We start from the raw sequence: 25,986 nt of genomic DNA on the forward strand, positions 1-25,986 counted from the left end.
AAGAAAACGAAAAGAAAAATTCTTGACAGAACGCAAGGACCGGGAGGACGCTGAACCAAAAACAGGGAGAAGAATCGTGGCCCTGCCGCCATTTCAGCGCGTTTTCGCGCCCGATGTTCTGTTGCCCGAAGGGTGCTGCTGATGCCGGCCCTGGCGCTCGGTTTTGTGCGCATCGTCGAGGCGATAAACCGGCGCGTCGGACGCATCGCGATCTATCTGCTGTTCGTGCTGGCGGGCGTGCTGGCCTGGTCAATCATCGCCAAGGCCCTCTTCCGGCCCGCGCTGTGGACCCAGGAAATGGCGCAGTTCACCATGATTGCCTATGTCGTGCTGGGGGGCGCTTATTCGCTGATGGGGGGCGCCCATGTGCGGATGGACCTGCTGTATTCCCGCTGGTCGATCCGGACGCGCGCAGCGGTGGACAGTGTGACGATCCTCGCGCTGATCGTGTTCCTGGCCGTTATCCTGTGGGGCGGCATCGAAAGCACGATCTATGCCTTCGAGGTGGGAGAGCGGTCGCGCACCGTCTGGCGGCCCTATATGGCGCCGATCAAGATCGTGATCTGCCTTGGCACCTTGCTGATGCTGCTGCAATCGGTCGTGTTCCTGATCCGCGACATCGCCACCCTGCGCGGCACCCCCATCCCCGAGGCGCGCGTTTGATGTCATATGAGTTGATCGCGATCTCGATGTTCCTGGGGATGCTGGCGCTGCTGATGACGGGGCAACGCGTCTTTGCCGGGATCGGCTTTGTCGCCGTGATCGCGGCGATCGCGTTGTGGGGTGACCGGGGCGGGTATGACCTGGCCTTCACCAGTGCGATCAAGCTGATGAACTGGTTTCCGATGCTGACCCTGCCGATGTTCGTCTGGATGGGCTATGTCATGTCGGAAACCCGCATGGCGGACGACCTGTACCGGATGTTCCATGTCTGGTTCGGCCCGGTGCCGGGCGGACTGGCGGTGGGTACCATCCTGCTGATGGTGCTGGTGTCGGCCATGAACGGGCTGTCAGTCGCGGGCCTTGCGATCGGCGCAACCATCGCGCTGCCGGAAATGCTACGGCGGGGCTATGACAAGGTGATGGTCACGGGCATCATCCAGGGCGGATCGTCCCTGGGCATTTTGGTGCCGCCGTCCATCGTGCTGGTGCTTTATGCGATGATCGCGCGCCAGCCGGTGGGGCATCTGTGGCTGGCGGGAGTCTTTCCCGGCCTGCTGATGGCGGGGCTGTTCATCGTCTATGTGCTGATCCGCTGCGGGCTGAACCCGCGCCTTGCGCCACGCCTGTCGGCCGAGGAACGGGCCGCCATCACCTGGGGCGAAAGGCTGCGCCTGCTGCGTGCGGGGATCATGCCGCTGGTGATCTTCGGGGCGATGATGGGGCCCTTCGTGGCGGGCTATGTCAGCCTAGTCGAATCCTCGGTGGTGGGGGCGGTCATCGCCTCGCTGGTGGCGGTCATCAAGGGCCGCTGGACCCGCACCGTCTGGGAGGTATGCATGCGCGGCACGCTGAACGTGACCTGCATGTTCATGTGGATCCTGCTGGCCGCCCTTGCTTTTGGCGCCGTCTTCGACGGGCTTGGCGCGGTGCGCGCCATCGAGTCCTTCTTTCTGGAGGATCTGGGCCTGACTCGCTGGCAGGTCATCATCCTGATGCAGGTGTCCTTCCTGATCATGGGGATGTTCCTGGACGACACGGCCATGCTGGTGATCGTCGCGCCGCTCTATATCCCGCTGGTGCGCGCCCTGGAATTCGACCTGATCTGGTACGGCATCCTTTACACGATCACCTGCCAGATCGCCTATATCACGCCGCCCTTCGGCTATAACCTGTTCCTGATGCGGGCGCTTGCCCCCGACCATGTGTCGCTGGGCGATATCTATCGCTCCATCGTGCCCATCGTCGGCATCATGATCCTGACGCTGGCGATCATCATGGCTTTCCCGCAGATCGCCTTGTGGCTGCCTGGGCAGGTTTACGGACAATGACAAGAGGGCGGCGAACCGCCCCTTTTCCCAATATATCGGAGGTTCAGATGACGACACGACGCAAGTTTCTGATGACCGCGCCCCTGGCCGCAGGGGCCGCCACCCTGGCCGCGCCCGCCGTCCATGCGCAGGGCGCGCCGATCCGCTGGCGGATGCAGACCTATGCGGGCGCCGCCTTGGGCGAACACGTGGTCAAGCCCGCCATAGACCGCTTCAACGCCATCGCCGAAGGCCAGATGCAGATCGAGCTTTACTACGCCGACCAGCTTGTGCCCACGTCGGAACTGTTCCGCGCCATGCAGAACGGCACCATCGACGCGGTGCAGTCCGACGACGATTCCATGCAGTCGCCCACCGAGGTGACCGTGTTCGGCGGATACTTCCCCTTTGCCAGCCGCTACAGCCTGGATGTGCCGGTGCTGTTCAACCAATACGGCCTGAAGGAAATCTGGGACCAGGAATACGCGGCCGTGGGGGTCAAGCACATCTCGGCCGGGGCCTGGGATCCGTGCCATTTCGCCACAAAGGATCCGATCAACAGCCTGGCCGACCTGGAGGGCAAGCGGGTCTTCACCTTCCCGACCGCTGGCCGGTTCCTCGCGCAGTTCGGCGTGGTGCCCATGCAGCTTCCGTGGGAGGATATCCAGGTCGCCCTGCAGACCGGGGAACTGGACGGCATTGCCTGGTCCGGCATCACCGAGGATTACACGGTCGGCTGGGCCGACGTGACCCAGTATTTTCTCACGAACAACATCTCGGGCGCCTGGATCGGGCATTTCTTCGCCAATGCCGACCGCTGGGCCGAGGTGCCGGACAAGCTGAAGATGCTGATGGAGGTCTGCTTCGAGCAGTCCCATTACTATCGCCAGTGGTGGTATTGGGGCGGCGAGGCCGATCTGCGCGTGAACGGCCCCAAGCTGCAACTGACCTCGATCCCTGACGAGGAATGGGCCACCGTCGAGGAACGCGCCCGCGCCTTCTGGGACGAGATTGCCGCCGAATCCGAGGTCAAGGCCCGCGTCGTGGAAATCTTCAAGCGATACAACGACGTCATGGCCAAGGCGGGCCGGCCCTATCGCTATACCTGACGCCGCTGCCGCCGGGCGCCCCAGTCCGGCGGCATGATCCCTGGGATTGGACGATCATGCCTGCAAACCTGACACTCGACAGCCTGAGGACGGCCTTTGACGCCGGCGATATCGACACCGTCCTGGTGGTCTTTCCCGACATGCAGGGCCGCCTGATGGGCAAGCGGTTCCACGCCGGCTTCTTCCTGGACGGCGGCCACCAGGAGACCCATTGCTGCAACTATCTGCTGGCGCTCGACATGGAGATGAACACCGTGCCGGGCTATCGCAGCGCGGGTTGGGAACAGGGCTATGGCGATTACGTCATGCGCCCGGACCTGTCCACGCTGCGCCGCCTGCCATGGCTGCCGGGCACCGCGATGGTCATGTGCGACCTGCTGGACCACCACACGCACCAGGAGATCGCGGTGTCCCCCCGCGCGATCCTGAAACGCCAGATCGCCCGTGCCCGCGAAATGGGGTTTGACGCGTTGATGGCGACGGAACTGGAATTCTATCTGTTCGACAACAGCTATGAAAGCCTGCGCGGCGGCGTCACCGGGTTGGTGCCATCGTCCGGCTATAACGAGGATTACCACATCTTCCAGACCACCCGAGAGGAAGACGTGATGCGCGCCGTGCGCAACCACCTGTATGGCGCAGGCATCCCCATCGAGAGCACCAAGGGAGAGGCCGACGCGGGCCAGATCGAGGTGAACTATCGCTATTCCGACGCGCTCGATACGGCGGACAACCACACGATCATCAAGCAGGGAGTCAAGGAAATCGCCTGGTCGCGCGGCAAGTCCGTGACCTTCATGGCGAAATACGACACCGCCAAGGCGGGATCGGCGGCCCATGTGCATCAATCGCTATGGGCTGGTGACAAGCCCGCCTTCCATGACCCCGGCGACGACCACGGCATGTCGGCCACAATGAAGCATTTCCTGGCGGGTCAGCTTGCCGGGGCCGACCAGATGATGGTCTTTCTGGCGCCCTATGTGAACAGCTACAAGCGGTTCTGCACCGGGCTGTTCGCGCCGACCAAGGCCGTCTGGTCCTGCGACAACCGCACGGCGGGTTTCCGAGTCTGCGGCGAAGGGACCAAGGGCGTGCGGGTCGAATGCCGCATCCCCGGCGCGGATGCCAACCCCTATCTGGCCTGCGCCGCGCTGCTTGCCGCAGGCTTGGACGGGATCGAGCGCAAGCTGGAACTGGAGCCGGAGATCCGCGGCGACCTGTATCGGGCGGAAAACGTGCCCGAGGTTCCCAAGACCCTGCGCGACGCCGCCGAACGTCTGAAAGCATCGGACCTTTACAGGCGGGCCTTTGGCGGCGATGTGGTCGATCATTATCACCACGCCGCGGAGTGGGAGATTGCCGAGACCGACCGCATCGTCACCGACCACGACCTGCGCCGACTGCTGGAACGCGCCTAACAGGACCCACCATGAAAGACATCAACCTGATTTCCCCCATCGACGGATCGGTGCTGATCCGGCGCACACCCCTGGACCGCGACGCCGCCCAGGTCGCTGTGGCCCGCGCGCGCGCGGCTCAGGCGGAATGGGCCGCCCGCCCGCTGGACGACCGGATCGCCCTGGTGAAGGCGGGCGTGGCCGCGCTGACCGCCATGAAGGACGACATCGCCACAGAACTGGCGCAACAGATGGGCCGCCCCATCCGCTTCGGCGCCGGAGAGATGGGCGGCGTGAACGCCCGCACTGACTACATGGCGGACATCGCCGCCGAGACGCTGGCCCCGAAGGTAATTGAGGACAGCAACAGCTTCCGCCGCGTCCTGGCGCGCGAGGCCTTGGGCGTGGTCTTCGTGATCGCTCCCTGGAACTATCCTTTTCTGACGGCGATCAACACCATCGTACCTGCGCTGATCGCAGGCAATGCGGTGGTGCTGAAGCACGCCAGCCAGACCCTGCTGGCGGGCGAACGGCTGGCCCAAGCCTTCCACGCGGGTGGCGTGCCCGAAGATGTGTTCCAGAATGTCGTTCTGGATCACGCGACGACGGAAAGTCTGATCGCCGCGCGGACCTTCGACTTCGTGAACTTCACGGGATCGGTCGCGGGGGGCCGCGCCATCGAACGCGCGGCGGCGGGCACCTTTGTGCCCCTGGGCCTGGAACTGGGCGGCAAGGATCCGGGCTATGTCCGCGCTGACGCCGATCTGGACGCGGCGGTCGAGGGGCTGATGGACGGCGCGATGTTCAATTCCGGCCAATGCTGCTGCGGGATCGAGCGGATTTATGTCCATGACAGCCTGTATGACGTCTTTGTCGAAAAGGCCTTGGCCTGGGTGAACGCGCTGAAGCTGGGCGATCCGCTGGACCCTGCCACGACGCTGGGGCCGATGGCCCATGTCCGCTTTGCTCAAACCGTCCGCGACCAGGTGGCTGAAGCGGTGGGCCAGGGTGCGCGTGCGCTGATCGATCCGTCCGCCTTTCCGCAGGACGACGGCGCAGCCTATCTTGCCCCGCAGGTGCTGGTGGATGTCGATCATTCCATGCGCGTGATGGTCGAGGAAAGCTTCGGCCCGGTCGTGGGCATCATGCGCGTGTCAGACGACGATGAGGCGATCCGCCTGATGAACGACAGCCCCTATGGCCTGACCGCCAGCATCTGGACGCGCGACGACGATGCCGCCGCCGCGATCGGCGCGCGGATCCAGACCGGTACCGTCTTCATGAACCGTGCCGATTATCTTGACCCCGCGCTGTGCTGGACCGGGTGCAAGGACACGGGGCGCGGCGGCAGCCTGTCCTATCTTGGTTACCTTTCCGTGACCCGCCCGAAATCCTATCACCTGAAAAGGGCGTGACATGACCTTTGATGTCCCCAACCGCAACTGGTCCTATCCGACCGCGATCAAGTTCGGCACGGGCCGGATTTCGGAACTGGCCGACCATGCGAAGGCCGCGGGCCTGTCGCGCCCGCTGCTGGTCACCGACAGGGCCTTGGCTGACCTGCCCATCACCGCCGGCGCGCTGGATGTCCTGGACCGCGCGGGGCTTGGCCGCGCCGTCTTTTCCGACGTGGACCCCAACCCGACCGAGGCGAACATGGCGGCGGGCATCGCGGCATACCGGGCAGGCGGGCATGACGGGGTGATCTGCTTCGGTGGCGGATCGGCATTGGATCTGGGCAAGATGGTCGCCCTGATGACTGGGCAGCGCGCCGACTTGTCGGTCTGGGATCTGGAGGATGTGGACGATTGGTTCACCCGCGCGGATGCCGATGCCATCGCCCCCCTCGTCGCCGTGCCGACCACGGCGGGCACGGGCAGCGAGGTCGGGCGCGCGGGGGTGCTGACCAATTCGGAAACCCATCGCAAAAAGATCATCTTTCACCCCCGGCTGATGCCAACGGTCACGATCTGCGATCCCGAACTGACCGTCGGGATGCCCGCCTTTGTCACCGCAGGCACTGGCATGGACGCTCTGGCCCATTGCTTGGAGGCGTATTGCTCGCCTCATTACCACCCGATGAGCCAGGGGATCGCGCTTGAAGGGATGCGCCTGGTCTTCGAGAACCTGCCGGTCGTCTATCGCGACCCCGGCAACCTGACCGCGCGCGCCCATATGATGAGCGCGGCGCTGATGGGTGCTGTCGCGTTCCAAAAGGGTCTTGGCGCGATCCATTCTCTGTCCCACCCGGTCGGCGCGGTCTATGGCACCCATCACGGCACCACCAATGCGGTGGTGATGCCCGCCGTCCTGGACTTCAACCGTCCCGCCATCGAGGATCGCATCGCCGCCGCTGCCGCCTATCTGGGCATCCACGGCGGCTTCGACGGCTTCCGCAGCCGGATCGTGGCGCTGTGTTCTGAACTGAAAATTCCCAAGGGCCTGGCCGCGATGGGCGTCCAGGCCGACCGCCTGGATGAATTGACCGCCATGGCTCTGGAAGACCCCTCCTGCGGGGGGAACCCCATACCCATGACAACCCAAAACACCCGGTCGATGTTCGAGGCGGCCATGTAGATCGGTCGACAAAATGGCGGGCGTATGTGTAACCACAGCCGGGTGAACGCTGAAGGTTCGAAGGGTTTCTTGCACGGCCACGGATGCCAGCCATGTCCATTCCCGATGAGGCAAGCCGCATCGGTGCAGCGGGAACATTTCGCCGCACCTGGGGTTTGGCAGCATGGGCTTGGAGGATCAGATGGACGACACCGAACGAATTCGCCAGCGCGCGCATCAGATTTGGGAAGCGGAAGGACGCCCCGAAGGCCGTGAGGCAGAGCATTGGGCGCAGGCCGAGGATGATCTTCAACGCGACAGTGCCACAGGGGGCGATGCGTTGTCCGGGGGATACGAGGACGACGGCCTTTTGGAACTTCCTGCCGAACTTGCGTCAGGAGACGAGAGTGCAGCAGATGGGCGCATTGTCGAGGCTGGCGAGAGCGGGATCTCGGGTGGTCTCGACGAAGCGGAAGAAGCCATTCTGTCGCCAGTCTATCCAGATGGAGAGGACCGCCGCTGAGGCAACGCCATGACGGTTGACGGTCCCTAGCGGTTGCAGGGCCGTATGGTGCGGACATCCTGTGACGAAGATGTCGAGCGATGCGTCATAGGCTAACAGTGTGGGCACATCATTTTCCTCGCCAAGGGCATCCTGGCGAAGGAATTAGGCCTGTCATTCTTGCTCCTGCGACTTTATTTTACGCGGGTTTCCCGCCACTACAGCGTATCGCGGGCATTAGATTCAGGATTCCCCGTTTCTTGGGATGTGCTTCCCTTTTGCTGAGGCAGGTATGGGTTAGTTGATGGGCAAGCCACATCCAATGGAGCTTCGGACGCGGGGTGTCGCGTATGTGGATGAAGGCCACAGGCATCGCGAGGTGGCGCGGCACTTTCGAGTGTCGCCCAAATTCGTCAACGATCTGGTGAAGCTGCGGCGCGAGACCGGGTTGCTGAGGCCGAGGCGGCAAGGCAATGGTGGGGGACATGGCAAGCTCGCCGGCGTGACCAGTTGGCTCAAGGCGCGTGTTACGGCCAAAGGTGAGATAACGCTTGATGAGTTGGTGGTCGAACTGGCAAAAACCCACGGCATCGCCGTCCACCGTGCCACCGTCTGGCGGGTGTTGCGCGGGCTCGGACTGACACACAAAAAAGCCCTGCAGGCGCTTGAACAGAAGCGCCAGGGCGTCGCTGGCCTGCGTCATGTCTGGATCGCGAGGCGCCAGCCTTTCATGGCCAATCACCTAGAGCGGCTGGCTTTCCTTGATGGTGAGGCGTGAGCCCGCCACCGGTCCGAGGGCCACGCCGAACGGAATCAAGACGAACATGACCAAGACCACCGGCTGGGCGCCTTGTGGGCAGCGCCTCGTCGATCATGCGCCGTTCGGACATTGGCGGAGCCAGACCTTCATTGCAGCTCTGCGCCATGACCGGTTGGACGCGCCTTGGGTGATCGATGGGGCAATGAACGCCGAGATGTTCAACCTTTATCCCAAAACCCAGTTGGTCCCGACACTCCATCCCGGCGACGTTGTCATTCTGGACAACCTTTCCAGCCATAAAAGTCCTGCCGCAGCGGCAGCGCTGCGCGATGTCGGCGCGTGGTTCCTGCGCCGGACGCCATACAGTCCTGACCTCAACCCGATCGAAATGGCCTTCTCCAAACTCAAGGCGCTGATCAGAAAAGCCGCCGCCCGAACCTACGATCAGCTTTGGGCGGCGGTTGGCAAGGTCTGCGACCTCTTCTCCGACGAGGAATGCTACAACTACTTCAAAGCCGCAGGGCATGAGGTCGATTGAATGCAACGGGATCTAGTACTACAGTTGCATTTCATGTAGGTTTGTGGTTCCCTTGCCATGGTGTCGCTTAGCGCGCATTGGCCCTGTCCCGTATTTGTGCTGCTCTGGTGCTCGTTCAGGCTGCTTGGCGCTCAAGGGCCAAGGGGGTTTTTCCTCCCGATGCTGAATGCCGACGGCGCGAGTTATAAAAGCCGTTGATGTATTGGAAGATGGCTGTCTCAGCCTGGCGACGCGTTTCCCACGACCTGCGCCCGATCAGTTCGGCCTTGATGGTTTTGAAGAAGGTTTCGGCGGCAGCGTTCTGCGCCTTTGAAAGATCCACAGGATCGGTCAATCCCCTGGCGCGGACCGCCTTGAACTCATGGCAGTTGCCTTTGCCGCTCAGCGACGCTTGCAGGCCATGTTCGCGCGGGACCTTCCGGTAGTCATGCGAACAGTGTTGCGAGCCGCGTCAGCTCGTGGAAGACGCGGCCCCGCGGCGGTGATCGCAGGGCGATGGCCATTCTCAATGCCCGGATCGCCAGATCGCGTTTCCTGCGGTTGGCTCGCGGCCCAGCCGATCACGCGCCGGCAGTGCAGGTCCAGGAGCGAGGCCATGTCCGCCACCGGTCCGAGGACCATGGTCGAGCGCCAGATGCAGCCAACCCTCGCGGGTCCAGATGTAGCTGATGTCGCCCGCCCATGTCGCTGCGCGGTCTTTCGGTTCTGGTCGGGCCGATCTGCCATGAAGTCACGATCCAAGCCGGGTTCGGCGCGCTGTTGAAGGCGTGATTGCTGTCCGTGGTCGCCTTGAATTTGCGCGTTCTTTCAACGACGATCCCGTTCTCCCGCATCAGTCGCCCGCCCCGGCGATGGCCTACATCGATGCCAACTTCCTTCAGTTCCTCAGTCATCCGGGGACGGCCATGGCTGCCCAGGCTCAGACGCGACTGTTCCTTGACAGGGGCAAGAACAACCATGTCCATACGCTGCCAGCGACTGGCCGGGCGGCTGCAAAAGGCCCGCAGCCCGCGGGGGCTGACATTCCTCACCTGGCACAGCCGGTCGATCGGGAAGGCCCCACGCTGCTCTTCGACGAACCTGAACCGCACGGCTTTTGGCTCGCGAAGAACTGGGTGGCTTTTTTCCAGGATCTCCCCCTTTCGCCGGGGAAACAATCCCCCAGACTGTTTCGCGGATCCGGCTCAAATCCTTAAGGATGCGGATCTCGCGCCCAAGCCGTTATTCTCCGGGCAAGCTCGCGGTCCTCTGCTGAGACCACATCCGTGTCGCGATGGGCGTTCCCCCATGGGTTCAAGGTCGACACGCCGACCCCCAGATCATCCGCAATCTGACGTCGCGAAAGCCCGCTCGTCCGTGCAATGCGCACCGCATCCTTGCGAAACTCATCCGTCCTGCCTGTGCCCAGGGTTCATCTCCTTTGCCGCACATTGTGCTATCAAAGGAGCGCCACCAAGCCGCGACAGGTCCAGCTTTGTTCGTGCCGAGCTTTACACCACGCCGACATATCTCACGACATCAGAAGTTCTGCGCTTGGTGGAGCGCGGCTCATCCTCAGCCGCGCTCCACCAACCGAAGTCATTCTGCCATGGTCATTCTGGCGCCGACAACATTAGGCCAATCCAGCAAACGCGCATCGGAGAAGACGCGCATGAAATGAAACTGTAGTGTTAAGCAACACGGTTCTATCTTCGCTCCCTGGGCATTCGTCAGCACAGTGCGATCCATCCGGAGCGTGAATCACATCCACGCTGCCTCGTGAAGCCCCACAGGGCCTAGTGTCCTTACAACCCCGCAACCGCCAACGTCGCCGTGATCACCGGTGCCAGGCGCGCGGCCCAGTCGGCCTGACCGGCCGTATCTGCGATCAGGTCGTTGCGAACCTCGATCAGTATGTTGGGACGGCCTTTCTGCAAGGCATGGCGGTCGATCGAATCCCCCTCCAGATGGCCGTCGTACGGTTGGTTTTCGCCCGTGACCCAGCCAGCCGCACGGCAGGCCTGGACCATTGGCGGACCCAGGCGCACGTCCTGCCAGGAATAAAGGATCCCCACCTGCCAAGGCCGCATCGGACGCCCGCGCAGTTGCGGCGTAAAGCTGTGGATCGCGCAAATGCAGCGGTCAGGATGGCCCGCCGCCAGCCGGGAAAGCGCCTCGTGATACGGGCGGTGCAGCCGTTCCAGCCGCCGGTTGCGCTCTGCCGGATCGGCGTGCTTGTTCGCCGGGATCACCGTGCCGTCGTAAAGGCGCATCAGCAGGGTCGGGTCATCCTCGCCCCGGTTGGGGTCGATCACCAGCCGCGAAAAGTCGGAAAAGATCGCCGGCGCATCCAGCAGCGCAGCCAGCCGGGACGCCAGCCCCGAAGCCCCCAGGTCATAGGCGATGTGGCGGGCCATGTCCGCAGCCCCGATTCCCAGATTGCCCCCGCCCACCCAGGCCGGCACCCGGTTCGTGGCATGGTCGCACGTGACCAGCCAGCGGGACGGGCGGCCCTCGCCTTCGATCCAGAAGGCGCGTTCTGTCATCGGTCGGTCATCCTTCATCTTGATGGGTGTCTATGCCATGGTGCCAGCGGACGCCAGTTGCAGCCGCAGGCGTTCTGGACCATAGTTAGCGCAAACGGAAAAAGGCGGCCTGTAATGAGACGACATCGCAACGTGAAGATCGTGGCAACGCTGGGTCCGGCTTCCTCGACCCGCGAGATGATCCGCGCGCTGTTCGACACGGGTGCCGACGTGTTCCGCCTTAACATGAGCCATGGCAGCCACGATGACCACCGCGCCCGCTATGACGCGATCCGTTCGGTCGAGGCGGAAACCGGCCGTCCCATCGCCATCCTGGCGGACCTCCAAGGCCCCAAGCTGCGGGTGGGCCAGTTCACTGCGGGCGCCCATGACCTGGAGGAAGGGGACCGTTTCCGCTTTGACCTGAATGCCGCATTGGGCGATTCCCATCGCGTCCAATTGCCCCATCCCGAGATTTTCGCGGCCTTGACGCCGGGCAGTGGCCTGCTGGTTAATGACGGCAAGATCCGTCTTCGTGTCGAGGATTGCGGCCCCGATTTCGCCAATTGCATCGTGACGGTCGGCGGCACGATCAGCGACCGCAAAGGCGTGAACGTGCCTGACGTGGTGCTGCCACTGGCCGCGCTGTCGGACAAGGACCGGGCGGATCTGGAATTTGCCTGCGAACTTGGCGTGGACTGGCTGGCCTTGTCCTTTGTCCAACGCGCCGCCGATGTCGAGGAGGCGCGTGCCCTGGCCAAGGGGCGCGCGGCCATCCTGTCCAAGATCGAGAAACCGGCAGCGGTCGATGCCTTCGAGGAAATCCTTGCCGCATCCGACGGGATCATGGTGGCGCGGGGCGACCTGGGCGTCGAATTGCCGATCCATTCGGTCCCACCGATCCAGAAACGTCTGGTCCGCAAATGCCGGTCCGCCGCCAAGCCTGTGATCGTGGCGACCCAGATGTTGGAATCAATGATCGACAGCCCGATGCCAACCCGGGCCGAGGTTAGCGATGTTGCCAATGCCATCTACGAAGGCGCCGATGCGGTGATGCTGTCGGCGGAAAGCGCCGCCGGCTCGTATCCCATCGAGGCTGTGCGCACCATGGACAACGTCGCCCGCTCGGTCGAGGCCGACAGCAACTATCGCGCCATCATCGAGGCATCGCGCCAGAACAAGCTGCACAGCGTGGCCGACGCCATCGTCACCGCCGCCCGAGAGATCGCTGAAACAACCGACATCGCCGCCATCTGCGCCTTCAGCCAATCGGGCAAGACCGCGAGCCTTGTTGCCCGGGAACGGCCGCGCGTCCCGATCATCGCCCTGACCCATGTCGAATCGGTGCTGCGCCGGATGTGCCTGACCTGGGGCACGCATTGCGTGATCACCCCTCAACTGACCCGATTCAAGGAAGCGGTGGTCAATGCGACCCGCGCGGCGCGGGAATTCAACTTTGCCGACGAATCCCGGCAGGTCGTCGTCATCGCCGGGGTGCCCTTCAACGTGCCGGGCACGACCAACATCGTCCGCATCGCGCCTTGCGACGAACGCTTGATCTTCGCGTCCGATCCAGAATAAGCCCCAGGGCGAACGATATCATCACGGGGACGTCCATGTCCGATTACCTGCTTCTGGGCGGCATCGCGCTGTGCCTTCTGTCCGTCATCGTCGCGGTCGTGCAGCTTTTGCAGACGCGCCCGCCGCGTATGGCCGCGATCCTGCTGATCCTGGGGATCGTGGCGATCCTCGCCGCGGCCTATCTGTCGCCGCAACCGTTCAGCCTGGAACAGGTGCCGCAGGCCTGGGTCCGGCTGACCGGCGGGGCAACCACCACGCCCTGAAGCCCTTGCCAAAACCCCCAGGCGCGCTTATACGGCGCGCTTCCTATCCGTGCGTCCGGCCACCATGGCATTGCCGAGGCGTATGTTCACTTCGATCAAGGAGAAGAAAATGCCGAAGATGAAGACCAAGTCGGCCGCCAAGAAGCGGTTCTCGTTCACGGCTTCGGGCAAGGTGAAATCCGCCCAGGCCGGCAAGCGCCACGGCATGATCAAGCGCACGATCAAGTTCATTCGCGACGCGCGCGGCACCAGCGTCCTGTCGGACGCCGATGCCAAGATCGTCAAGAAATACATGCCCTATAACCGCTGATCGCTGAGGACTGAACAATGGCACGAGTTAAATCCGGCAAGGTTACGCACGCCCGCCACAAGAAGGTGCTGGAAGCGGCCAAAGGCTATTACGGCGCCCGGTCGCGCAACTTCCGCACCGCCACGCAGGCTGTGGACAAGGCGAACCAGTACGCCACCCGCGACCGCAAGAACCGCAAGCGCAACTTCCGCGCCCTGTGGATCCAGCGGATCAACGCCGCCGTCCGTCTGGTTGATGCGGAAATGACCTATTCGCGTTTCATCAATCTGCTCGCGAAAGCCGGGATCGAGGTTGACCGCAAGGTTTTGGCCGACCTGGCCGTGAATGAACCCGATGCGTTCGGCGCGATCGTCGAAAAGGCGAAAGCCGCAGCCTGACCTGTCAGGCAGGCGAAGATCTTGGGGTCGGTGTGTCATGCACCGGCCTTTTTCAATAGACCGCCCTGTATCTTTGCTTCCTGTTATTTCGGCGGAAACATCAAACGCGGTCCGGCTATTCCGGCCCGAAAGCCCGTCATGTCAGGCAAGATGAGGGTGCGGCTTCGCATGGCGATGGACCCTGAGCTGCGCTGGAGGCTTTCCCCTTGGCCGCACAAATGCTAACGCGATGCCCGACAAGGACGAGGCATCACGATGGACGATCTGACCCCCCTGCGCCAGCAATGGCTTGACCGCATCAACGGCGCCGCAGACCCGGCCGCCATCGAGGAGGTGCGCCTGTCCGCCCTTGGCAAGAAGGGCGAGATCAGTCTGAAGATGCGCGAACTGGGCCGCATGACGCCCGAGGAACGCCAGACCACCGGCCGCGCCCTGAACGAACTCCGCGATGAACTGGACGCGGCCCTCCGTGCCCGCAAGCTGTCGCTGGAAGATGCCGCGTTGGAGGCCCGGCTGGCGAGCGAATGGCTGGACGTGACGCTGCCGGGCCGCCCCCGGCCGCAAGGGACGATCCACCCGATCAGCCAGGTGACCGAGGAAGTGACCGCGATCTTCGCCGACATGGGCTTTGCCGTGGCCGAGGGTCCGCAGGTGGAATCTGACTGGTACAACTTCGACGCGCTGAACATCGCGCCTGAACATCCTGCGCGCCAGGAACACGACACCTTCTTCATGCATCGCGCGCCAGGCGACAACCGCCCGCCTCATGTGCTGCGCACCCATACCAGCCCCGTGCAGATCCGCGCGATGCAGGACCAGGGCGCGCCGATCCGCGTGATCTGCCCCGGCCGCGTCTATCGCATGGACATGGACCAGACCCACACGCCGATGTTCCACCAAGTCGAGGGACTTGCCATCGACCGCGACATTTCCATGGCGCAACTGAAATGGACGCTCGAGGAGTTCTGCCGCGCCTTCTTCGAGGTAGGCCAGGTCGAACTGCGGTTCCGCGCCAGCCATTTCCCCTTCACCGAACCCTCGGCCGAGGTCGATATCCGCTGCGACTGGTCCGGCGGGCAATTGAAGATCGGCGAGGGTGACAGTTGGTTGGAGATCCTCGGGTCCGGCATGGTGCATCCGAAGGTTCTGCAAGCAGGCGGGATCGACCCAGCGCAGTGGCAGGGCTTTGCATTTGGGATGGGCATCGACCGGATTGCGATGCTGAAATACGGGATTCCTGATTTGCGGGCGTTCTTCGAGAGCGACCTGCGGTGGCTGCGGCACTATGGGTTTGCAGCGGGGGATGTGCCGAGTGTGAGTGGGGGGTTGAGTAGGTGAGTTACGCGTCGATTGTAGTGCCTACTTTTTTCGGCTTTGTTGCGGGGGGACTAGCAATCCGGCACTTCGAGAAAAGAGAAATCAAAGCTGCGCGACATGACAACTTCACTGATTTCCGCGAAAGATTAGGTTTCTACGCGCAGATGAAAACGCCATGCGCGACAATCTACCATCCTGCTTCCTCAAACACAAATTTCGTACCATCTGGTTTTATGCTAAACGAAGACCAGCACGATATTCTTTTGGGAATATTAAAGAAGATAGAAGCCAAAAGCGCAATGGTAGCGGTAGTTCTGGTTTTGGCATTCGATCTGATGGCAACAAACCTGCCTAAGGAATTTAAAATGGCAGCAACAATCTTTTGGGGCGTAGCGAACGGATTGTTAATATCTATGTTGCTTGCCTCGATGGATGCTGCACCTCATTTAGGACAGAGGCATTTCAGAAAAATGCCAATAAGACCAGAGATCGCTGGACGAGAACTACAGTTGGTTTGGTAATCCTCCCCGTTTTAACGGGGCGCAGACGTAGAATTCACGCGGCCATTCTCAGCTTCATGGCAGGGGTGATCCCGCCGATGCCCATGTTGGGGCGTTCGTTGTTGTAGGTCCAGAGCCACTCGGTGGCGATGTTCTGCACCTCCTCGATGGTTTCAAAGATGTATAGGTCCAGCCATTCGTGCCGGACTGTCCGGTTGTAGCGCTCGACGTAAGCGTTCTGCTGCGGCTTTCCGGGCTGGATATAGGTCAGGGTAATGCCCTTGTCCTCGGCCCATTCCATCAGACGGCCACTGATATATTCCGGGCCGTTATCAACCCTGATCGCCTTTGGTGCTCCCCGCCATTCGATGATTTGGTTCAGGGTCCGGACGACGCGCTCGGCCGGCAGCGAGAAGTCCACCTCGATGCCCAGGCCCTCGCGGTTGAAGTCGTCCAGGACGTTCAGAAGACGGAAGGCTCGCCCGTCCCCAAGGCGATCTGCCATGAAGTCCATGGACCAGACCGCGTTGGGAGCTTCCGGCACAGCCAGTTCCTCGGACTTCTCCCGCTTCAGCCGCTTGCGAGGCGTTCGCCATGGTCACTCGGACCAGTGGCGTTCCATGGCTCACTCCTCAGGTTCAGTTCCAGCTCACGATAGATCCGGTAGACGCGTTTGTGGTTCCAACCATGGCCCTGGACGTTGCGCAGATACAGGAAACACAAGCCAAAGCCCCAAGTCTTCCTGGTCTTGGTTAGCCCAATGAGCAGGTCGGCGATCTGCTCGTTCTCGTTGTCGCGCTTCGGGCTGTAGCGGAAACAGGTCTCGCTGACGCCGAATGCCCGGCAAGCCAGCGCAATGCTGATCCCCTTCGTCGCCACAGCCTTTGCGGCCAGCTCGCGACGCTGAGCTGGCCGCGTCACTTTTTTCCAAGCGCCTCCCGGAGCAGATCGGCTTGCATGCTCAGATCGGCAAACATGCGCTTCAGCCGCCGGTTTTCGTCCTCCAGTAACTTCATCTGGCCCATCATGGATGCATCCATGCCGCCATACCTGGCACGCCATTTGTAAAACGTCGCGCTGCTGATCCCATGCTCGCGACACAGTTCAGGCACAGGCAAACCACCCTCGGCCTGACGCAGCACGCCCATGATCTGGGCCTCGGTGAAACGGGTTTTCTTCATCTGAATCTCCTCGTCCAACTTGCCGAGAAAATTCTACTTCCGCATCCCTTTAACCATGGGGAGGATTACCGCTTTGATTAACGATGCGTTAAGAAAAGAAGGTGCATTCTCATCCTTTTACTTACTTGTTCCGATAGTTATGACGTGTGTGCTTGTCGCATTTTTCGTGAACGAAGTAGGCTGGTGAAAATGTGGTAGGGCCGGGCCGAGTTCTGCCGTCTGTCCTCTGCTAACTGCACCGATATGGACGGATACCCCTACCCTGAACTGACTAATGCGGCACCACCCTACCGTCCCAATCTAACCACATTCCCCGCGCTCGTGATCTCTACCGCCACGATCCGCGACAACTGCACCGACGACAGCGCCATCGCGGCCGTGATGTCGTCCACGCCGGGGCGGGCGGGCAGGGCGGCGGTGCTGCCGGGCGCGGGCGGGACGCCCACCAGACGCAGCCGCAGCACGCCGTCAGCGTCAGGAGAGATGCGGTCGCCCGGCATGGGCCGCGCAGTGACAAGCGCCACCGAGGAATAGCCGCGCACAGGGGCAAAGCCGTTCACGACCAGCAGACGGCCCTCGTTCAGCGGCTCCCACCGGGCTGCGGTGATCTGGGGGACGTCGGGGCGTGCATCGGGTACCTGGGCATAGCCGCCCTCGGGTTCCAGCGTGCGGGTGGGCGCGCTGCCCCAGGAAAGCGGGTTCCAGCTGCTGTCGCCAAGGCGCCCGCAGCCTGCAAGCGCGACCGTGGCGATCAGCAAAGGCGCGGTCAGTTTGATCATGTCACCATCCCCCAGGCGTTTTCGGTTTGTTAGGCGAAAACCGCAGGGTGATAAAGGCACTTTGACCTTGCCGTCCCGCCGCGATAACCAAAGGGCAAAAGGACCGCGCCATGGCAACCCAAGCCTTCGAAGACATCGCCGAGACCTTCGACTTCCTGGACGACTGGGAAGACCGCTATCGCCACGTGATCGAACTGGGCCGTGCCATACCGCCGATGGATCCCGCGCTTCAGGTTCCCGCCACCAAGGTCGATGGCTGCGCCAGCCAGGTCTGGATCATGCCGCGGATCGAGAACGGCCGCTTCGACTTTCAGGGCGACAGCGACGCGATGATCGTGCGGGGGCTGATCGCCGTGTTGCACGCGCTTTATTCCGGGGTGCCGGTGGGGCAGGTGGGCCAGATCGATGCACAGGCTGAACTGGCCCGTCTGGGACTGGACGAACACCTTTCGTCCCAGCGGTCGAACGGCCTGCGGGCGATGATCCAGCGAATCAGGCTGCTTTCCGACGCCGCAGCGTGATCCAGCCACCGCCCAGAACGCGGGTGCTTTCGGGTTCGTAGAAGACGCAGGCCTGGCCGGGGCTGACGCCTTCCTCGGCATCCAGCAATTCGACCTCGGCGCGGGTGGCGTCGATGGGCCGCAGGATCGCCGGGCGTGGTGGGCGGGTGGACCTGATGCGGACCATCACCGGGATCTCGCCCGTGAAGGGCTGGTCGCCCAACCAGTTGATTTCGCTGATCGGCACGACCGTTGTCGCGAGGGCCGATTTCGGACCGACGACAACACGCCGCGTGTCCGGGTCCAGCCGCACGACGTACAAGGGATCGCCCAGACCCCCGATGCCCAATCCGCGCCGCTGGCCAATAGTATAGTGAATCACGCCACGGTGCTGGCCCAGGACGTTGCCGTCCATGTCAACGATATCGCCCGGTTCTGCCGCGTTGGGACGCAACTTCTCGATCACGGCGGCATAGTTGCCGTTCGGAACAAAGCAGATGTCCTGGCTGTCGGGCTTGTCCGCGACCGCCAGGCCGTATTCCGCAGCCAGGGCGCGCGTCTCGGCCTTGCTTTCCAGATGGCCTAGCGGAAACCGCAGAAAATCAAGCTGTTCCTGCGTGGTCGAGAACAGGAAATAGCTTTGGTCACGGTTCGCATCGGCAGCCATGTGCAATTCGGCACGCGCTGCGCCGTCCTTGCGCTGGATGTAATGTCCGGTCGCCATGCAGTCGGCATCCAGGTCGCGCGCCGTTTCCAGCAGGTCGCGGAACTTGACCCTCTCATTACAGCGAATGCAGGGAACCGGCGTCGCGCCCGCCAGATAGGCGTCGGCGAATTCGTCGATCACTGATTCGCGGAACTTGTTCTCGTAATCCAAGACATAGTGCGGAAAGCCCATGCGTTCCGCCACTCGCCGTGCATCATGGATGTCCTGGCCCGCACAGCAGGCGCCCTTTTTTGCCAGTGCCGCGCCATGATCGTAAAGCTGCAATGTGACACCGATCACGTCATAGCCTTCGGATTTCAGCTTGGCCGCCACGACCGAGCTGTCCACGCCCCCCGACATGGCCACCACCACCCGCGTCTGCGCAGGGGACTTGGCAAAGCCCAGGCTGTTCAATGGGGTCGCACGCACAGGCGCGCGGTGATGAAGGGTCATGGCATATCCCGGATACAATTGCGTCGAAATATAGGCAAATGCTGTCTATTCTCAAGCAGCCAGCCGCAGAAAAACCTGTCACGGTCAATCGAGCCTTAAGAGGATCCGGGCCAATGTTGTCCATACGCGACATAGGACAGGTGGGATGTTCTTGAAGAAAACCGACGCACCTCGCATTGTGACACTGCCCTGCGGCAGGATCCTCACGCTTGCGGATCTGCCTCCCGATCAGACGCGATGGGTGGCTAGCCGCAAGGAAACCGTGGTGAACGCTGTGATCCATGGCCTGATCACCAAGGACGAAGCCTTGCGGCGCTATGGCCTGTCCGAGGAGGAATTTGGCAGCTGGATCAAGGCCGTGCAGTATCATGGTCCTGCTGCCCTGAAGATAACGGCCATCCAGCGTTTTCGGCAACCATAGATTGCGCGAGATCAATCAACAGATCGTGGTAACAACATATTAACCTTATGGGTCGATGGTCGAATCCAGCGAATACACGAATCGGGGCATATATTATGAGAATTCTGTTGGTTGAGGATGATCCCAGCACGGCGCGGGCCATCGAACTGATGTTGACTGCCGCCAGCTACAACGTCTTTCGAACGGACATGGGCGAGGAAGGGATCGACCTTGCCAAGCTTTATGATTATGACCTGATCCTTCTGGATCTCGACCTGCCCGATATGCACGGGATGGAGGTTCTGCGCCATCTGCGGCTGGCGCGCGTCGACACGCCGATCCTGATCCTAACCGGGTCCGACGATACCGAAAGCAAACTGCGCGGCTTTGGCTTCGGTGCCGACGATTACATGACCAAGCCCTTTAACCGCGAGGAATTGCAGGCCCGTATCCAGGCGATCATCCGCCGGTCCAAGGGCCACAGCCAGGCGATCATCAAGACCGGCGAAATCGTGGTGAACCTGGATGCGCGCTCGGTCCAGGTCAAGGGCAAGGCCGTGAACCTGACCGGCAAGGAATATCAGATCCTGGAACTGCTCAGCCTGCGCAAGGGCACGACGCTGACAAAGGAAATGTTCCTGAACCACCTTTACGGCGGCATGGACGAACCGGAACTGAAGATCATTGACGTCTTCATCTGCAAGTTGCGTAAAAAGCTGTCCGAGGCGATCGGCGGCGAAAGCCATATCGAAACCGTCTGGGGCCGTGGCTATGTCCTGCGCGAACCCGCCCCCAATGCCGAGCGCCTGGCGATCGGCGCCTGACCGGGCGGCTGCCGCAGGATCCTTGCGGCAGCCCCTGTAAAACCCTTTGCCGAACGTCGTATAGAGCAGACAGACGGAAGGCGGAGGCAGCGATGACGGATGCAAGGCAGGATGACAGCGTAACGGCGCGACCGGATCCGGCCACGCTTGACGAACAGCGCGCGAGCGATGAAATTGCCGACCTGACCGCCCAGATCGCCCAGGCGAACGAGGATTATCACCTTAAGGATGCCCCGGTCCTGACGGATGCGGAATATGACGCACTGAAACAGCGGCTGCTGGCGCTGGAACGCGCCTTTCCTCAGCTTGCGCGGCCGGACAGCCCGACGCAGGCGGTCGGGGCCGCGCCGGCCGAAGGTTTCGGCAAGGTCACGCACGCGCAGCGGATGATGTCGCTGGAAAACGGCTTCGACGCCGAGGACGTGGCGGATTTCGTAGCGCGCGTCCGCAGCTTTCTGGGTCTGCGCGACGGGGATCTGGCCTTTACCGCCGAACCCAAAATTGACGGCCTGTCCCTGTCCCTGCGATACGAGGACGGCGTGCTGGTTCAGGCCGCAACGCGCGGCGACGGCGCGGTGGGTGAAAACGTCACCTCCAACGCCCGCACCATTCCCGACATTCCCCACCGGCTGACTGGCGCCCCCGCCATTCTTGAGGTCCGGGGCGAAGTCTACATGAGCCATGCCGATTTCGAACGCCTGAACGCAGCCGAAGGGGGCCGGATTTTTGCCAATCCCCGCAACGCCGCCGCCGGATCGCTGCGCCAGATCGACCCGAACGTGACCGCCTCGCGCCCCTTGCGGTTCTTCGCCTATGGATGGGGGCAGGTCAGCGAACCGCTGGCCGCGACCCAGAGGGGCGCTGTCGATCGGCTTGCGGCGCTTGGCTTCCAGACGAACCCGCTGACGCGCCTGTGCCATGACGCGGAACAGATGCTGGCGGTCTGGGCAGATATCGAACAACAGCGCGCAACGCTGGGCTATGACATCGATGGGGTGGTCTACAAGATCAACGACCTGTCCTATCAGACCCGTCTCGGATACCGTTCGACCACGCCGCGATGGGCGCTTGCACACAAGTTTCCCGCCGAAACCGCCTGGACGCGATTGGACCGGATCGACATCCAGGTTGGCCGTACCGGCGCGCTGTCCCCCATCGCGCGGCTGGAACCGGTGACGGTGGGCGGAGTGGTGGTGTCGAATGCCACCCTGCACAACGAGGATTACATCGCCGGGCGCGACAGCAACGGCGCGCCGATCCGCGAGGGCCGCGACATTCGCGAGGGCGACTGGGTCAAGGTTTACCGCGCGGGCGATGTTATCCCCAAGATCGCCGATGTCGATCTGTCCCGCAGACAGCCCGACAAGCAGCCGTACTGTTTCCCCGAAACCTGCCCGCAATGTGGATCCGATGCGATCCGGGAACCCGGCGATTCGGTTCGCCGCTGCACCGGCGGACTGGTTTGCCCAGCCCAAGCCATCGAAAAGCTGAAGCATTTCGTCAGCCGCGCGGCCTTTGACATCGACGGCTTGGGCGCCAAGCAGGTCGAGATGTTCTTTGCCGACGCCACCCTGCCGATCCGCGAACCCGCCGATATCTTCACCTTGGCCCAACGCGATGCCCGTTCCATTGCCAGGTTGAAGAACCGCGAAGGCTTTGGCGCCCGATCCGTCGAAAAACTGTTCGCCGCCATCGAGGACAAGCGTCGCATCCCGCTGGAACGCCTAATCTTCGCCCTTGGCATCCGCCATGTGGGCGAGGTTGCGGCAGGGATCCTTGCGCGGCATTTCGGCACATGGGACGCGCTGATCGCGGCCGTGGACGCCGCCGCGCTTGAACCCGCCTTTGCCGCCGACGACAAGGCCCGCCGGGCCGTTCTGGCCGACAGCCCCAACTGGACGGAACTGACCACGATCAACGGCATCGGCGCGGTGCTGGTTCAGTCGCTTGTCACCACCCTGACCCAGGCCGCCGAACGTGCCAGCATCGACCGCCTGATCGCTCAGATAACGGTGATCCCCGCCGCCGCCCGACAGGTCCAGCAGACCGAGATCAGCGGCAAGACCATTGTCTTCACCGGCACCCTGGAACGCATGACCCGGGCCGAGGCCAAGGCCCGGGCCGAGGCGATGGGCGCCAAGGTGGCCGGATCCGTCAGCGCTAAGACAGACCTGCTGATCGCGGGGCCGGGGGCAGGATCCAAGGCCGCAAAGGCCACCGAACTGGGCGTCGCCGTGATCGACGAAGACGAATGGTTGCGCATCGCGGGCGGCGCATGACGCAGCCAAAGGGACGCCCGCCTGCTCTTTTCCCGCTGTTCGCCGCCATCGACACCTTGCCGGGCGTAGGTCCGAAAAGCCGCGACGCCTTGGCGCAGATGGGTGTCGAACGTCCGCGCGACCTGATCCTGACCCTGCCTACCAGCGGCGTTACCCGTCGCCGGATCGCGCGCATCAGCGATGCCCGTCCGCCCGAGGTGGTGACGATCGCCGTCACCGTGGGTCGTCATTACCCACCCGCTGCCAAGGGGCGCCCCTGGCGGGTTCATTGCTCTGACGGGGCAGGGGATCTGACGTTGGTTTTCTTTCACCCGCGCAAGGAGTGGATCGAAAGCCAGCTTCCGCCGGGCGCGCGTCGTATCGTCAGCGGCAAGGTCGAACTGTTCGACGGCCTGGCCCAGATGGTCCACCCCGACCATGTTCAGCGCGAGGACGACCCGCCCCTGCCAGAATTCGAGGCGGTTTATCCCCTGACGGCCGGGTTGACGCGCAAGGTCGTGATCAAGGCCGTCGAGGCCGCCTTGACCCGTCTGCCCGAGACGCAGGAATGGATCGACCCGCAGCTTGTGGCGCAGCGCGGCTGGCCGGATTTCACGACGGCACTGCGACACGCGCATGAGCCTCAAGCAATGCGCGATCTGTCGCCCGAAGCACCGGCACGGGCGCGGCTGGCCTATGACGAGTTTTTGGCCCATCAGATGACACTGGCCCTGGTGCGGCGGGAAAGGCGTCGTCTGCGGGGGCGGCGCAGCGCAGGCGATGGCCGGTTGCGCCGGGCGGTTCTGGATCACCTGCCTTGGCCGCCGACGGGTGCCCAGATGCGCGCGACTCGGGAAATCGCGGCCGACATGGCGGGCGACGGACGCATGAACCGCTTGCTGCAAGGCGATGTGGGATCAGGCAAGACGCTGGTCGCGATGCTGGCTGCCCTTGTCGCGGTCGAGGCGGGCGGGCAGGCGGTGCTGATGGCGCCTACCGAGATCCTGGCCCGCCAACACGCCCGGGCGCTGGAACCCTTGGCCAGCGCGGCGGGCATTCGGTTGGCGGCACTGACCGGGCGCGACAAGGGCGATTTGCGCGGTCAACTGTTGGAAGATTTGGCCCAGGGTCGCATCGACATCCTGGTCGGCACCCATGCGGTGTTTCAGCGTGGCGTCGAATTCCACGACCTGCGGCTGGCGATCATCGACGAACAGCACCGCTTCGGCGTGGCGCAGCGGCTGGAACTTTCGGCCAAGGGCCAAGTTCCGCCCGATATGCTGATCATGACCGCGACGCCGATCCCGCGTTCGCTGGCATTGACGCAGTATGGCGATCTGGACATCTCGATCCTGGATGAAAAGCCGCCGGGGCGCCAGCCAATCACCACGGTGATGATTGGCGATGGCCGTCTGGACGAGGTGACGGCCCGGCTGCGCCACGTTCTGGATCAGGGCGCGCGCGCATATTGGGTCTGTCCCTTGGTCGAGGAAAGCGAGGTCACGGATCTGACCGCGGCCGAGGCGCGGTTCCAGTCGCTGCGCGCGCAGTTTGGTGACATCGTGCGGCTGGTACACGGCCAGATGCCTGCAGATCAGCGCGACGCCGCCATGACCGATTTCGCCAGCGGTCGTGCGCGGCTTCTGGTGGCGACAACGGTGATCGAGGTTGGCGTGGATGTGCCGGAAGCCACCATCATGGTGATCGAACGCGCGGAAAGTTTCGGCTTGGCCCAGTTGCACCAGTTGCGCGGCCGGGTTGGGCGGGGGACGGGGGCATCGACCTGTCTGTTGATGTATCATTCGCCCCTGAACGAAACCGGCGCGCGGCGCCTGACCACCTTGCGCGACACCGAGGACGGTTTCCGCATTGCCGAGGTCGATCTGGAAATGCGGGGGGCGGGCGACGTGATCGGCACTGCGCAATCGGGCCTGCCCCGGTTCCGCATCGGCGATCTGGAGCACCAGGCCGGGCTGATGGCCGTGGCGCGGCAGGATGCCCGCAATCTTTTGGACCGCGATCCTGCCTTGGAAAGCCCACGAGGGCAGGCCGTTCGGATGCTGATGTGGTTGATGAGCCAGGACGAGGCGATCCGTTTGATCTCGGTTGGCTAGAGCGCGTTGCGTCTAATCGGTTTCATATCCGGCGGCTTTGAAGAAATTGTAGCATTCCTCATCGGTGAAAAGATCGCAGACCTGCCCGACGGCGTGCCAGAGAGCCTCGTAGGTTCGCGCGGCGGCTCTCCGGATCAGGGCCTTGAGCTTTGCGAAGGCCATCTCGATCGGGTTCAGATCCGGACTGTAGGGAGGCAAGAACAAGAACCACGCGCCAACGGCGCTCATAGTCGCCGCTGCCTTGGGACTCTTGTGCGATGACAGGTTATCCAGAATGATCACATCGCCGGGTCGCAGTGTCGGGGCCAGTTGGGTTTCGACATAGAGCTCGAACAGTTCGCGGTTCATGGCACCGTCGATCACCCAGGGCGCATCCAGCCGGTCATGGCGCAGGGCGGCGATGAAGGTCTGGGTGTTCCAGTGGCCGAAGGGCGCATGGTCGACAAGGCGCGCGCCTTTTGGAGACCATCCGGTGGTCTTGGCCATGTTCGTCTTCAGCGACGTCTCGTCGATGAAACCAAGGCGCGTCAACGCGCTGCGCATGAACGGTTGGCGTCGTGTGATCCAGATATGGCGTGCCTGCCGGATCTCAGGCCGCTTCTGCTCGAGGGCTTGCAGGTCTTTTTTTGTGTGTCAGCCCGAGACCGCGCAAAAACCGCCAAACCGAGACACGGTGAATGGCGATGCCGTGATGATCCGCAAGTTCGCCGACCAGGTCGTTCAGCGTCAGATCGGGCTTCGCCTTCATGCGCGCGGTGATCCAGTCCCCCACACCAACCAATTTGCCATGACCACCACCATGGCCTTGGGCACGCGGAGCTAACCCGCCCGTCTCGCGCTTCAGGATCACCATGTCGTTGACGAACTTCACCGAAACCCGGAACCGCGCAGCGGCTGAACGGTGCGAGTTCCCTTCCTCCACAAATGCCACAACGCGCTCTCGGAGCGCCATAGGATGCGGTCTGCCCATATCATCCCTCCACCTGTCATGCAGGCAGGGAATCACAGATCAAGCCACAGGGGTATCCTGAATCGGGAAAGCCGCAATACGCTCTAAAATGTTCTTAAAATGTTCTTTACGAATCGT

Annotated in this window: 24 protein-coding genes and 2 pseudogenes; 20 read left to right on the forward strand and 6 right to left on the reverse strand. The window is 62.7% G+C overall.

All coding sequences use genetic code 11. The features are described 5' to 3' along the window. The first annotated feature begins 141 nt into the window (after positions 1 to 141). From LZ585_RS07195 to LZ585_RS07235, 9 genes are all read left to right on the forward strand, one after another. Positions 142 to 663, forward strand: a complete 522-nt coding sequence (locus LZ585_RS07195) for a TRAP transporter small permease subunit (RefSeq protein ID WP_234855690.1) — start codon at positions 142 to 144, stop codon at positions 661 to 663. Continuing rightward, positions 663 to 1,991, forward strand: a complete 1,329-nt coding sequence (locus tag LZ585_RS07200; RefSeq protein ID WP_234855691.1) for a TRAP transporter large permease — start codon at positions 663 to 665, stop codon at positions 1,989 to 1,991. The genes LZ585_RS07195 and LZ585_RS07200 overlap by 1 nt, the downstream gene beginning before the upstream one ends. A gap of 47 nt (positions 1,992 to 2,038) precedes the next feature. Beyond that, the gene (locus LZ585_RS07205; protein ID WP_234855692.1) at positions 2,039 to 3,079 is read left to right on the forward strand and encodes a TRAP transporter substrate-binding protein; all 1,041 of its coding nucleotides are present in this window, start codon (positions 2,039 to 2,041) and stop codon (positions 3,077 to 3,079) included. 56 nt (positions 3,080 to 3,135) lie between these two features. Next, on the forward strand, positions 3,136 to 4,497 hold the full coding sequence (locus LZ585_RS07210; protein ID WP_234855693.1) for a glutamine synthetase family protein: 1,362 nt from the start codon (positions 3,136 to 3,138) through the stop codon (positions 4,495 to 4,497). An 11-nt stretch (positions 4,498 to 4,508) separates the two neighbouring features. Next, entirely contained in the window at positions 4,509 to 5,891 is a 1,383-nt protein-coding gene (locus LZ585_RS07215; protein WP_234855694.1) for an aldehyde dehydrogenase family protein, read from the forward strand. 1 nt (position 5,892) lies between these two features. Continuing rightward, positions 5,893 to 7,053 (forward strand): iron-containing alcohol dehydrogenase, encoded by a 1,161-nt coding sequence (locus tag LZ585_RS07220; protein WP_234855695.1) that lies wholly within the window; start codon positions 5,893 to 5,895, stop codon positions 7,051 to 7,053. Positions 7,054 to 7,234: 181 nt separating this feature from the next. Next, on the forward strand, positions 7,235 to 7,555 hold the full coding sequence (locus LZ585_RS07225; RefSeq protein WP_234855696.1) for a DUF2934 domain-containing protein: 321 nt from the start codon (positions 7,235 to 7,237) through the stop codon (positions 7,553 to 7,555). A 283-nt stretch (positions 7,556 to 7,838) separates the two neighbouring features. After that, positions 7,839 to 8,312, forward strand: a complete 474-nt coding sequence (locus LZ585_RS07230) for a winged helix-turn-helix domain-containing protein (RefSeq protein WP_234853179.1) — start codon at positions 7,839 to 7,841, stop codon at positions 8,310 to 8,312. After that, the gene (locus LZ585_RS07235) at positions 8,299 to 8,832 is read left to right on the forward strand and encodes an IS630 family transposase (protein ID WP_256445605.1); all 534 of its coding nucleotides are present in this window, start codon (positions 8,299 to 8,301) and stop codon (positions 8,830 to 8,832) included. The genes LZ585_RS07230 and LZ585_RS07235 overlap by 14 nt, the downstream gene beginning before the upstream one ends. Before the next feature lie 115 nt (positions 8,833 to 8,947). On the opposite strand, the pseudogene LZ585_RS07240 reads toward LZ585_RS07235, so the two are convergent. After that, a pseudogene (locus LZ585_RS07240) lies at positions 8,948 to 10,240 on the reverse strand (IS3 family transposase). A 376-nt stretch (positions 10,241 to 10,616) separates the two neighbouring features. After that, positions 10,617 to 11,357 (reverse strand): N-formylglutamate amidohydrolase, encoded by a 741-nt coding sequence (locus tag LZ585_RS07245; RefSeq protein WP_234855697.1) that lies wholly within the window; start codon positions 11,355 to 11,357, stop codon positions 10,617 to 10,619. 114 nt (positions 11,358 to 11,471) lie between these two features. Here LZ585_RS07245 and pyk point away from each other — a divergent pair, with 114 nt between their 5' ends. The 6 genes from pyk (at position 11,472) to LZ585_RS07275 (ending at position 15,705) form a co-directional block, all read left to right on the forward strand. Continuing rightward, positions 11,472 to 12,917: a pyruvate kinase gene (gene pyk, locus LZ585_RS07250; RefSeq protein WP_234855698.1), complete on the forward strand. Its 1,446-nt coding sequence runs from the start codon at positions 11,472 to 11,474 to the stop codon at positions 12,915 to 12,917. 35 nt (positions 12,918 to 12,952) lie between these two features. Beyond that, positions 12,953 to 13,180: a hypothetical protein gene (locus tag LZ585_RS07255; RefSeq protein WP_234855699.1), complete on the forward strand. Its 228-nt coding sequence runs from the start codon at positions 12,953 to 12,955 to the stop codon at positions 13,178 to 13,180. Positions 13,181 to 13,289: 109 nt separating this feature from the next. Further along, a complete protein-coding gene (rpmI, locus tag LZ585_RS07260; RefSeq protein WP_234855700.1) occupies positions 13,290 to 13,490 on the forward strand; it encodes a 50S ribosomal protein L35 in 201 nt (66 codons plus the stop codon). Between the two features lie 17 nt (positions 13,491 to 13,507). Continuing rightward, entirely contained in the window at positions 13,508 to 13,867 is a 360-nt protein-coding gene (rplT, locus tag LZ585_RS07265) for a 50S ribosomal protein L20 (RefSeq protein WP_234855701.1), read from the forward strand. A 255-nt stretch (positions 13,868 to 14,122) separates the two neighbouring features. After that, complete coding sequence (gene pheS, locus LZ585_RS07270) at positions 14,123 to 15,205, forward strand: phenylalanine--tRNA ligase subunit alpha (protein ID WP_234855702.1); 1,083 nt, start codon at positions 14,123 to 14,125, stop codon at positions 15,203 to 15,205. Then, positions 15,202 to 15,705, forward strand: coding sequence for a hypothetical protein (locus tag LZ585_RS07275; RefSeq protein ID WP_234855703.1), 504 nt, complete (start codon positions 15,202 to 15,204; stop codon positions 15,703 to 15,705). The genes pheS and LZ585_RS07275 overlap by 4 nt, the downstream gene beginning before the upstream one ends. A gap of 34 nt (positions 15,706 to 15,739) precedes the next feature. Here the strand turns inward: LZ585_RS07275 and LZ585_RS07280 are convergent. Both LZ585_RS07280 and LZ585_RS07285 read right to left on the reverse strand, forming a co-directional pair. Then, positions 15,740 to 16,865 (reverse strand): annotated as a pseudogene (locus LZ585_RS07280) (IS3 family transposase). A gap of 287 nt (positions 16,866 to 17,152) precedes the next feature. Beyond that, positions 17,153 to 17,644: a hypothetical protein gene (locus LZ585_RS07285; protein WP_234855704.1), complete on the reverse strand. Its 492-nt coding sequence runs from the start codon at positions 17,642 to 17,644 to the stop codon at positions 17,153 to 17,155. 110 nt (positions 17,645 to 17,754) lie between these two features. Between LZ585_RS07285 and LZ585_RS07290 the strand changes: the two genes are divergently transcribed. Continuing rightward, positions 17,755 to 18,165: a SufE family protein gene (locus LZ585_RS07290; RefSeq protein WP_234855705.1), complete on the forward strand. Its 411-nt coding sequence runs from the start codon at positions 17,755 to 17,757 to the stop codon at positions 18,163 to 18,165. Here LZ585_RS07290 and mnmA read toward each other — a convergent pair. After that, positions 18,137 to 19,303, reverse strand: coding sequence for a tRNA 2-thiouridine(34) synthase MnmA (mnmA, locus tag LZ585_RS07295; protein ID WP_390625106.1), 1,167 nt, complete (start codon positions 19,301 to 19,303; stop codon positions 18,137 to 18,139). The two genes, LZ585_RS07290 and mnmA, sit on opposite strands and share 29 nt — an antisense overlap. 145 nt (positions 19,304 to 19,448) lie before the next feature. Between mnmA and sciP the strand changes: the two genes are divergently transcribed. From sciP to recG, 4 genes are all read left to right on the forward strand, one after another. Further along, entirely contained in the window at positions 19,449 to 19,724 is a 276-nt protein-coding gene (gene sciP, locus LZ585_RS07300) for a CtrA inhibitor SciP (protein WP_234855706.1), read from the forward strand. Positions 19,725 to 19,819: 95 nt separating this feature from the next. Next, entirely contained in the window at positions 19,820 to 20,527 is a 708-nt protein-coding gene (gene ctrA, locus LZ585_RS07305; RefSeq protein ID WP_234855707.1) for a response regulator transcription factor CtrA, read from the forward strand. A gap of 92 nt (positions 20,528 to 20,619) precedes the next feature. Next, complete coding sequence (gene ligA, locus LZ585_RS07310; protein WP_234852965.1) at positions 20,620 to 22,806, forward strand: NAD-dependent DNA ligase LigA; 2,187 nt, start codon at positions 20,620 to 20,622, stop codon at positions 22,804 to 22,806. Continuing rightward, positions 22,803 to 24,899, forward strand: a complete 2,097-nt coding sequence (gene recG, locus LZ585_RS07315) for an ATP-dependent DNA helicase RecG (RefSeq protein WP_234852966.1) — start codon at positions 22,803 to 22,805, stop codon at positions 24,897 to 24,899. Before ligA ends, recG begins: the two co-directional genes overlap by 4 nt. A gap of 12 nt (positions 24,900 to 24,911) precedes the next feature. Here recG and LZ585_RS07320 read toward each other — a convergent pair. After that, positions 24,912 to 25,869 (reverse strand): IS630 family transposase gene (locus LZ585_RS07320; RefSeq protein WP_139086627.1). Its coding sequence is split into 2 segments (ribosomal slippage): positions 24,912 to 25,526 and positions 25,528 to 25,869, totalling 957 coding nucleotides; the frame shifts between segments, so codons are not numbered across the junction. Between the last annotated feature and the right edge of the window lie 117 nt (positions 25,870 to 25,986).

Source organism: Paracoccus everestensis (genome assembly GCF_021491915.1).
In the GTDB taxonomy this organism is placed as follows: domain Bacteria; phylum Pseudomonadota; class Alphaproteobacteria; order Rhodobacterales; family Rhodobacteraceae; genus Paracoccus; species Paracoccus everestensis.

Coding starts and splice junctions, on each gene's coding strand:
- LZ585_RS07195 (WP_234855690.1), top strand. CDS start 142: ATGCCGGCCCTGGCGCTCGGTTTTGTGCGCATCGTCGAGGCGATAAAC.
- LZ585_RS07200 (WP_234855691.1), top strand. CDS start 663: ATGTCATATGAGTTGATCGCGATCTCGATGTTCCTGGGGATGCTGGCG.
- LZ585_RS07205 (WP_234855692.1), top strand. CDS start 2,039: ATGACGACACGACGCAAGTTTCTGATGACCGCGCCCCTGGCCGCAGGG.
- LZ585_RS07210 (WP_234855693.1), top strand. CDS start 3,136: ATGCCTGCAAACCTGACACTCGACAGCCTGAGGACGGCCTTTGACGCC.
- LZ585_RS07215 (WP_234855694.1), top strand. CDS start 4,509: ATGAAAGACATCAACCTGATTTCCCCCATCGACGGATCGGTGCTGATC.
- LZ585_RS07220 (WP_234855695.1), top strand. CDS start 5,893: ATGACCTTTGATGTCCCCAACCGCAACTGGTCCTATCCGACCGCGATC.
- LZ585_RS07225 (WP_234855696.1), top strand. CDS start 7,235: ATGGACGACACCGAACGAATTCGCCAGCGCGCGCATCAGATTTGGGAA.
- LZ585_RS07230 (WP_234853179.1), top strand. CDS start 7,839: ATGGGCAAGCCACATCCAATGGAGCTTCGGACGCGGGGTGTCGCGTAT.
- LZ585_RS07235 (WP_256445605.1), top strand. CDS start 8,299: ATGGTGAGGCGTGAGCCCGCCACCGGTCCGAGGGCCACGCCGAACGGA.
- LZ585_RS07245 (WP_234855697.1), bottom strand. CDS start 11,357: ATGACAGAACGCGCCTTCTGGATCGAAGGCGAGGGCCGCCCGTCCCGC.
- pyk (WP_234855698.1), top strand. CDS start 11,472: ATGAGACGACATCGCAACGTGAAGATCGTGGCAACGCTGGGTCCGGCT.
- LZ585_RS07255 (WP_234855699.1), top strand. CDS start 12,953: ATGTCCGATTACCTGCTTCTGGGCGGCATCGCGCTGTGCCTTCTGTCC.
- rpmI (WP_234855700.1), top strand. CDS start 13,290: ATGCCGAAGATGAAGACCAAGTCGGCCGCCAAGAAGCGGTTCTCGTTC.
- rplT (WP_234855701.1), top strand. CDS start 13,508: ATGGCACGAGTTAAATCCGGCAAGGTTACGCACGCCCGCCACAAGAAG.
- pheS (WP_234855702.1), top strand. CDS start 14,123: ATGGACGATCTGACCCCCCTGCGCCAGCAATGGCTTGACCGCATCAAC.
- LZ585_RS07285 (WP_234855704.1), bottom strand. CDS start 17,644: ATGATCAAACTGACCGCGCCTTTGCTGATCGCCACGGTCGCGCTTGCA.
- LZ585_RS07290 (WP_234855705.1), top strand. CDS start 17,755: ATGGCAACCCAAGCCTTCGAAGACATCGCCGAGACCTTCGACTTCCTG.
- mnmA (WP_390625106.1), bottom strand. CDS start 19,303: ATGACCCTTCATCACCGCGCGCCTGTGCGTGCGACCCCATTGAACAGC.
- sciP (WP_234855706.1), top strand. CDS start 19,449: ATGTTCTTGAAGAAAACCGACGCACCTCGCATTGTGACACTGCCCTGC.
- ctrA (WP_234855707.1), top strand. CDS start 19,820: ATGAGAATTCTGTTGGTTGAGGATGATCCCAGCACGGCGCGGGCCATC.
- ligA (WP_234852965.1), top strand. CDS start 20,620: ATGACGGATGCAAGGCAGGATGACAGCGTAACGGCGCGACCGGATCCG.
- recG (WP_234852966.1), top strand. CDS start 22,803: ATGACGCAGCCAAAGGGACGCCCGCCTGCTCTTTTCCCGCTGTTCGCC.